Genomic DNA, 7,888 nt, shown 5'->3' with positions numbered 1-7,888 from the left:
ACAGCTCGCTCGCAGCTGTTATGTTACACGAACAAGGTTACGAGGTCATCGGAATGACCATGAAAACCTGGGACTACGCCAGCAGTGGCGGGACCAAAAAAGAGACCGGCTGCTGCTCGCTCGACTCTATCAACGACGCCCGGAATATTGCCGTGGAGCTTGGCTTCCCTCATTATATTCTCGATATCCGCACCGAGTTCGGCGACTATGTAATTGATCATTTTACAGGAGAATATCTCGAAGGCCGCACGCCAAATCCTTGTGTTTTGTGCAATACGCACATTAAATGGGACGCATTGCTCCGCCGCGCAGATAGGCTCGATTGCGAATTCATCGCGACCGGGCATTATGCCAATATGCAATTCAATGACGGCAGGTATTATGTGTCAAAAGGTATAGACAGCTGGAAAGATCAGAGTTATGTGCTTTGGGGCGTCTCGCAGGAAAGTCTGGCTCGTACCAAATTGCCGCTTGGTTATTTGCACAAAACTGAAATTCGGGAAATGGCAAAAGAGCGCGGGTTTATAGATCTGGTAAACAAATCAGAAAGCTATGAGATCTGCTTCGTGCCTGATAATGATTACCGTGGTTTCCTAAAAAGGAGGATACCCGGACTTGAAGCAGAAGTAGCCGGTGGCAATTTCGTTTTTGAAGATGGTACCGTTGTTGGAAAACATGAAGGTTACCCATTCTATACCGTTGGTCAAAGAAAAGGTTTAGGCATCGCATTGGGCAAACCTGCATTTGTAACCGAGATCAGAAAAGAAACCAATGAAGTGGTTTTGGGCGATTTACCCGACTTGTTCCGTGACGGAATGTACGTAGGCAAATTGAACCTTCAAAAATATGCTTCGATTGAAAAGCCTCTGGAAACAGTGACCAAAGTCCGGTATAAACACGACGGAACCCCCGCATTAATAGAGCAGATTGAACCCGATAAAATAATAGCCCGCTTCCACGACGGCGTAAACGGAATCGCACCCGGGCAGGCAGCTGTGTTTTATGAAGGTGATGATGTAGTTGGAGGGGGCTGGATTTTGAAGAGTTTTCGGCAGTAGTAGTTGCCTTCTTTTTGGTTTGAGCTTAACTTTTTATCACCCTGAGCGGAGTCGAAGGGTCTTTGTTTCTTAGCTTTTTATACTTGACTCAATAGTTCCTCTGCATAGCTTCATCGAAAATTGAACTGTACAGATGGATTTAAATTTTTTACGCCGATTGGCTAAGGAAAGAGTAAAAGCACAACTTGTAACTAAAAATGTCGGTATATTCCGTAATGAGCTTGGAGGTGAGATCAAATTTAGTATGGCGGGAATTAAAGAATGCATCAATCAGCCGTTTGATCCCTACTATGATAAAATTTGCTTGTTGATTAATGGATTAGAGGATGCATTAAAAAGTGCATCTTATATTGGCTTCACTTCACATCAGAATCATCCCAGACCTCACATAGTTGGCTATCATTTTTTTGAAACGAAAATAGGCGGGAAGCCCGCCTATTTCAATATCCAACTAACTGTTCAAAACCAATATTATCTTTATTCAATTACGCAATCGATACGTTGGGAAACGCTTGAATAAAAAAACACCTGACGTGCTTAGAGGAGATGCAATCCAATGCCGGTTCAGGTGTTAGACAAATATACTACAACTTTTCTCTGAAAATCAAGTCTTATACTTAGATTTTTATCCGCTGCCTCACCGCTTCATAAAGCACAATCGAACTCGCCACAGAAACATTCAAAGACTCCACCTGACCGTTCAAAGGTATACGTGCGCCGCTATCTGCCAGTTGAATGAATTCTTTTGATATTCCATCCTCTTCCGATCCCATGATAATCACAGTAGGCACTGCGAAGTCGATATCGTAGAGCGACTTATCTGTTTTTTCTGTACAGGCGATGATTTGCAGGCCGCTGTTTCTTAGGTATAGCAGCGTTTCGTACAAATTCTGCTCGCGGCAAACCGGGAGAAAGTTTAATGCACCCGAGGATGTTTTCATTGCATCTGCATTGATCTGTGCGCCGCCTTTGGTTGGGACAATAATCGCCTGCACACCGGCACATTCAGCAGTTCTTGCGATTGCACCGAAGTTTCTTACATCTGTAATGCGATCCAAAAGCAGGAGCAAAGGTGTTTTCCCATCTTCGTAAACCTGCGTCAGCACATTGTGCAGCGGCATATATTGGATCTGGGAAACAAATGCGATTGCGCCCTGGTGATTCTTGCGGGTAATTCTGTTCAGTTTTTCAATGGGTACCCGCTGAAAAGGTACCCCCTTTTCTTTGGCCAGCTTCTCTATTTCTGAAAAACCTAACTCTCTCTGAAGGAATAAACGCTCTATCTCTTTTCCCGAGCGGAGCGTCTCAATTACTGACTGTGTTCCAAAGACCATATCGGCCGAGGAAGGTTTTGGGGCGGGTTTTCTTACCGTATACTGCCGTTTCTCCATGCTTCTACAACTGGATACCAAATGGGCTGGTATTCGGCGTAGCGAACCAGTTCATAATGATCATCCACAAATTGATTGTTTTTTCTGTTAAATGTAAAATTGACGTTCTGGGCATTTCCGCGCTGGTCGTAACTCCAAACTTCACGGTCTTTACTTCTCTGAACTTTGTCGGGCGGGCCGAGTACGATGTAAATCATCCCTTTATCGGTTTTCCACCCTTCTTTATAAGTTGTAAACAGCTGATTGGCTTCTTCCACGCGGCTGTAAAAAGAGCGGATCGATTGTTGTGCAAGCGGCGCATTTCCATTCATCAGCGTCAGCCAATATTTATCCAGCGCTTTCTTATAATCTTCCGCTTTCTTGATCTCGTTGATTTCATTATTAGTGCTCATATAAAGCAACGGACCAAGCAGAAGCTGAGGTTGCGTCACTTTTGGAAAACGCTCGTTCACTACGAGTATACCCAGTCCTTCCGACTGCGTGGTATCGGCAAAAATGTTGTACAAACCTTCTTTTTCAAACTTCAAAGTCTGGTTTGCCTGAATTGTGAAGCTGCTATCTATTTCCAGCGATTTACCTACACCTTTGTTCGCTATGTTCATCGGCGAACCAGCTGGCTCAAAATCGTGATTGTAGTAGTATACATGCAGCGGCTGCTCTTCTCCTGTCAGTTTTTTAACGGTAAAAGATTCATTGCTGCTGATATAATGGCGCTGTAAGGGCAATGTGCTGTTGGTAGTGTAAACACCATAAGTCTGGTTTACATCCATTTTCTTGAACCGGATCGTCAGATCATTCAACACCTTTTTCAAAGTACCAACCTGACTTATTTCGCTTAGCAGGACACCGTATTCTCTGTCAGGGCTTTTCAGATCGTAGGATATCACGATTTTGTTGCCGGTGCTGGTGACATTAGACGAATCCAGTTTTACATTCCCGTAGCCCAGCCGCTCCCTCGTTCCGTAATCCGAGTAAATTACGTAGTTCAGGTTGTATGTTCTGATAAAATCGGCAGGAGAAATCGGGTTTTTGCCTTTGAATGCATCTACGTAAAGGTAGACTTTGGCTTGCGTGGTATCTTTGAGAATGTACTTGCTCTGGATCGCCACAAGTGAAGGCTCTTCGCTTACACTGGGCGCCGCCTGCTGGGTAGACCTTACCTGCGCCTCCGGGAGTGGCTTGGAAACCTTATTGGAAGACGCGCAGCCTGCTAATGCAGCAACGGTCAGTATATGAGCCAAAACGCTTAAACTTGTTCTCATGTTTTTTCTTCAACCTTTGTCAAATAACGAAGGAACCGCCAAAATTACCCAATAAAACGGTAAGAAAATTTTCATTCACCAGCCTTGCTGTTCCGGTTGGCGTTTTTGATCTGGTTTTCGATCGTATCCCACTGATCGTTAGTTACTTCGTCTAAAAAGTTAAATTGTCCGGCGGAGAGTACTTCACCTCCGTCAAGTGTGATCACCTCGCCTGTCATATATGCAGAAAAATCAGACATCAGGTAAGCCGCCAGATTAGCGAGTTCCTGGTGATCACCGACGCGTTTAAGTGGAATTCTGTTTTCGAATGCAAACTTCTCTGAGAGCTCTTCCGGAAAAAGGCGGTCCCAGGCTCCTTTAGTCGGAAAAGGTCCCGGCGCAATTGCATTCAGGCGGATTCCGTATTTCGCCCATTCAAATGCAAGCGATTTGGTCATCGCCAGCACGCCCGCTTTGGCCATCGCAGAAGGTACTACCCAGCCGGAGCCTGTCCACGCATAAGTAGTAGATATGTTCAGTACTGTTCCCTTGATTTGTTTTTCAATCCAGTATTTACCCAACGCAAGCGTAAAATAGTAGGAGCCACGGAGTACGATATCAACTACCACGTCGACCGCTTTGTAAGATAGCCGCTCAGTCGGACTGATGAAGTTACCTGCCGAATTGTTGACAAGCCCGTCAACCTGCCCAAACTTTTCAATAGCTGTCGCAATTACCCGCTCAATTTGCTCCGGCTTGCGCACATCGCATGGTACCGAGATGATGTTTTCGCCGGCACTCTGTTTGAGTTCTTCGACAGCTTTGGTCAGAACATCTTCTTTCCTGCTGCAAATCACCACATTGGCGCCTAGTTTAAGAAAGTAGGCTGACATGGATTTGCCCAAACCCGTTCCACCGCCAGTCACAATGATCGTCTTGTTAGCCAGCGAACCTTCCCGGAGCATTCCTTCGGTGTTTGACATGAAATTGGGGATTTAGAATAAAAACAAACCCTATTGCTGGGCAAGCAGGTACAAAACCGCCATTCTCACGGCGACACCATTCTCAACCTGGTTCAGGATAATGGAGTGGTGCGAATCGGCTGCATCGGACGATAGCTCCACGCCGCGGTTAATCGGGCCGGGGTGCATGAGTACAATTTCTTTGTTAAGGTTGTCGAGCATCTGTTTGTTGATGCCGAAATAGAGCGAGTACTCTCTGAGCGACGGGAAATACTTGATCTGCTGTCTTTCCAGCTGAATGCGGAGTACATTGGCTACGTCGCACCAGTCCAGCGCTTCTTTCACATTGTGGCTGATTTTGACGCCCAGTTCGCCCAGATGCTTAGGAATCAATGTGGAAGGTCCGCAAACCATGACCTCGGCGCCCAGTTTTTGCAAACAGAATATGTTAGATAATGCGACCCGTGAGTGGGTTATATCACCGATGATTGCAATCTTTTTGCCCCCTAAATCCCCCAGTTTTTCCCGCATTGAAAATGCATCCAGCAAAGCCTGGGTAGGATGTTCGTGAGTCCCGTCACCTGCATTGACCACATTCGCAGGAATGCGTGTCGAGAGATAATGCGGCGCACCCGGGCTGCTGTGGCGCATCACGATCATATCCACCTTCATTGCAAGGATATTGTTGACCGTGTCGAGCAGTGTCTCGCCCTTTTTTACCGAACTCCCGGAAGCCGAAAAATTCACCACATCCGCAGAAAGCCGTTTCTCGGCCAGCTCAAATGAAAGCCTGGTACGGGTTGAATTTTCGAAGAAAACGTTGGCAATGGTAATATCTCTGAGGGAGGGGACTTTCTTGATCGGCCGGTTAATGACGTCTTTGAATTCAGTAGCAGTGTCTAAAATCGTATGGATGTCGTTCTCGTTCAGGTTTTTGATGCCAAGTAAATGCCGGACCGAAAGTTTTGTCATTGTGAATTGTCAATGAATGTTTCGCAAAGATAATAAGTATGCTGGCATTGAGAAAAACAAAGGCCAAATAGGGACTACGACAGGGTCGCGGGCTTGCGAAAAGAACCGACCTTGGAGTATAAAATGTTTATAGAATTTATTTATTCATCGGTACTTAAATTGTAATAGGAATTGGTATTTTTGTTACAAAGGGTTTTGTCATTGTGCTTCCGGCAAATCCATCGATCTCCTCCTTGCTTTTTGATAATCAACTAATTAATTGATGGTGAAATACTGTCAGTCTGTTCGGTGTTGGCATTTTGTCAATTCCTGAGACAGGTGTGTCTGTTCATGTCGATTTTCCACCTAAATCTTACATTATATGCATTTGAAAATTTTTACTTTCATCAACTTACTACTGGCTTCATCAACACTCTTTGGTCAGGTCAATGTGACCTTCCCACCTTCGCGTATGGTATACCAGCGCGATCAGTCAGGCGACGCAAAAGTGTTTATTAACGGTACTTACCTCAACGATCCCGACCAGATCCAGGCCAGATTAAAGACCCGCGGCGGAGAGCCCGGATCTAATGTCGGTTGGACTACCATTGTCAGCAATCCCTCGGGTTACATATTCTCAGGCTCACTCGATTCGAGAGGAGGCAGATTTGATCTGGAAGTGAGAACAATGAAGAATGGCGAACAGATTGGCAACAGCACAATTGTTGAAAAAGTGGGCGTAGGAGAAGTATTCCTCATCGTAGGCCACTCCAATGCAGCAAAAGCAGAGAGTGAAATGAAGCCTGCGAGTAGCGACCTTGTAAATACAATCGACCCGAATGCAAATGTGGAGCTTTATAATAAATACCTCGAAAGCGGCAGTCCGGCTGATCTTCCGCCTCTTGCGCCGGTGCAGTTCTGCCTCAACTGCGGGATCGCTCCGATGGCGCAGTATCCCTGGTTCTGGACCCAGCTGGGCGATTTGCTTGTAAGCTCGCTCAATGTGCCGGTACTGTTTTACAGTGCGGCCTTTGGCGGCAGCAGCATGGGACATTTGTACAAAGCAGCATATAACATCGATTTTGATCACGGATTTATTAAATATAGTATCAGAATGCCCTACGTCAATATCCGGAATACGATCACTACTTATATGCCGCGCACGGGCTTGCGGGCTGTACTTTCGGCGCACGGGGTAAATGACGGGGATACCACGGGTGCCGGGTTTTATTTCAGGAATAAAATGGTGATTGAAAAGTCCAGAAGTGAGGCCAACTATGATAATCTTCCATGGATGATCGCGACTTCCTGTTATAACAATGGCATTAACCAGGAAAAAACCGATGCGCAAAATGCATTGATCAATGATATCCACGATGTTTTCCGCGGTGCAGACCTAAACCAGATCGGGCAGTCGGGACGGTACGACGGGCTGCATTTTAATGAAGAAGGCCAGCGCCGCGCGGCCGAGCTGTGGCGCGACGCGATTACCAATCCTCAGACAAACCTGCTCGGCAATGCAAGATCTCTGATGGCCACTGCGCCGCCGCTTCCAGGTCCGCCATTGCCTGTTGATCTGGTAAGCTTTAACGGACAAAAGGATGCGGCCGGCAGGAACCGTTTAACCTGGGTAACCTCCTCAGAAGAGAACAACGATTATTTTGAAGTTCAGAGAAGCCGCGACGCAGTCAATTTCGAGGTGATTGGTCAGGTAAAAGGGCTTGGCGACAGTCGGACTAGTAATACGTACACTTATGCTGACGAGCAGCCTTCCGATCAGCTGACATACTACCGCCTCAATCAGGTAGATTACGATGGTACTGCCACACTTTCCCGCATTGTCGCTGTCAAGAATGCAATCGCGCGAGAGAACGATTTTGTATATCCCAATCCGGCTCAGCATTTTGTGGAAGTAGTGCTGAATAACGGCGCAACTGTCGAAAACCTGAACGTTTTCGATCTGAGCAGAAAACTTTTGATACAAAAAGAAAAAACAAGTCAGTTAGATATTTCTGCCTTGGGCAAAGGCGCTTACATCGTCGAGATCAAAACGAACGGCGGGCAGTCTGTCAGGAAGAAAATCACAAAAATGTGATTTGCGTTGTCCAAAGCTTAACTTTACCATCAAGTGTAGTTTTAATAGGGTTACCATATTGGTAACCTTTATTTTTTATGGACAAAGCAAACGTTTTAGAAAAGCTCAAAGCAATACTCGACGAAAAGCTGCTGGTATCGTGGAATGCGATGGAAGCGGCACAGGAGTCGGCAAACGATCAGGGTAAAAG

Annotated in this window: 7 protein-coding genes; 3 read left to right on the top strand and 4 right to left on the bottom strand. The window is 46.0% G+C overall.

Features of this window, described 5'->3' with window-relative positions; all coding sequences use genetic code 11:
* Together mnmA and ACTIE6_RS12410 are read left to right on the top strand one after the other, a co-directional pair.
* A partial coding sequence (gene mnmA, locus ACTIE6_RS12415) for a tRNA 2-thiouridine(34) synthase MnmA (protein WP_439556942.1) occupies positions 1-1,058 on the top strand: 1,058 nt, incomplete at its 5' end.
* Positions 1,059-1,191: 133 nt separating this feature from the next.
* The gene (locus ACTIE6_RS12410; RefSeq protein ID WP_439556941.1) at positions 1,192-1,578 is read left to right on the top strand and encodes a hypothetical protein; all 387 of its coding nucleotides are present in this window, start codon (positions 1,192-1,194) and stop codon (positions 1,576-1,578) included.
* 97 nt (positions 1,579-1,675) lie between these two features.
* Here ACTIE6_RS12410 and rlmB read toward each other — a convergent pair whose 3' ends face one another.
* The 4 genes from rlmB to ACTIE6_RS12390 all read right to left on the bottom strand — a co-directional run bounded on the left by rlmB (position 1,676) and on the right by ACTIE6_RS12390 (position 5,624).
* Positions 1,676-2,449, bottom strand: a complete 774-nt coding sequence (gene rlmB / locus ACTIE6_RS12405; protein ID WP_439556940.1) for a 23S rRNA (guanosine(2251)-2'-O)-methyltransferase RlmB — start codon at positions 2,447-2,449, stop codon at positions 1,676-1,678.
* Positions 2,425-3,711 (bottom strand): GWxTD domain-containing protein, encoded by a 1,287-nt coding sequence (locus ACTIE6_RS12400; RefSeq protein WP_439556939.1) that lies wholly within the window; start codon positions 3,709-3,711, stop codon positions 2,425-2,427. The genes rlmB and ACTIE6_RS12400 overlap by 25 nt, the downstream gene beginning before the upstream one ends.
* A gap of 71 nt (positions 3,712-3,782) precedes the next feature.
* A complete protein-coding gene (locus ACTIE6_RS12395) occupies positions 3,783-4,673 on the bottom strand; it encodes an SDR family oxidoreductase (protein WP_439556938.1) in 891 nt (296 codons plus the stop codon).
* 30 nt (positions 4,674-4,703) lie between these two features.
* Positions 4,704-5,624 carry an aspartate carbamoyltransferase catalytic subunit gene (locus ACTIE6_RS12390; protein WP_439556937.1) on the bottom strand — a complete coding sequence of 307 codons (921 nt, stop codon included), beginning with the start codon at positions 5,622-5,624 and terminating at the stop codon, positions 4,704-4,706.
* Between the two features lie 361 nt (positions 5,625-5,985).
* Here ACTIE6_RS12390 and ACTIE6_RS12385 point away from each other — a divergent pair, with 361 nt between their 5' ends.
* Positions 5,986-7,698: a T9SS type A sorting domain-containing protein gene (locus tag ACTIE6_RS12385; protein ID WP_439556936.1), complete on the top strand. Its 1,713-nt coding sequence runs from the start codon at positions 5,986-5,988 to the stop codon at positions 7,696-7,698.
* The last annotated feature ends 190 nt before the right edge of the window (positions 7,699-7,888 follow it).

Source organism: Dyadobacter sp., assembly GCF_051859145.1.
Classification (GTDB): domain Bacteria; phylum Bacteroidota; class Bacteroidia; order Cytophagales; family Spirosomataceae; genus Dyadobacter.
This window is presented reverse-complemented; position numbering and strand designations above follow the sequence as displayed.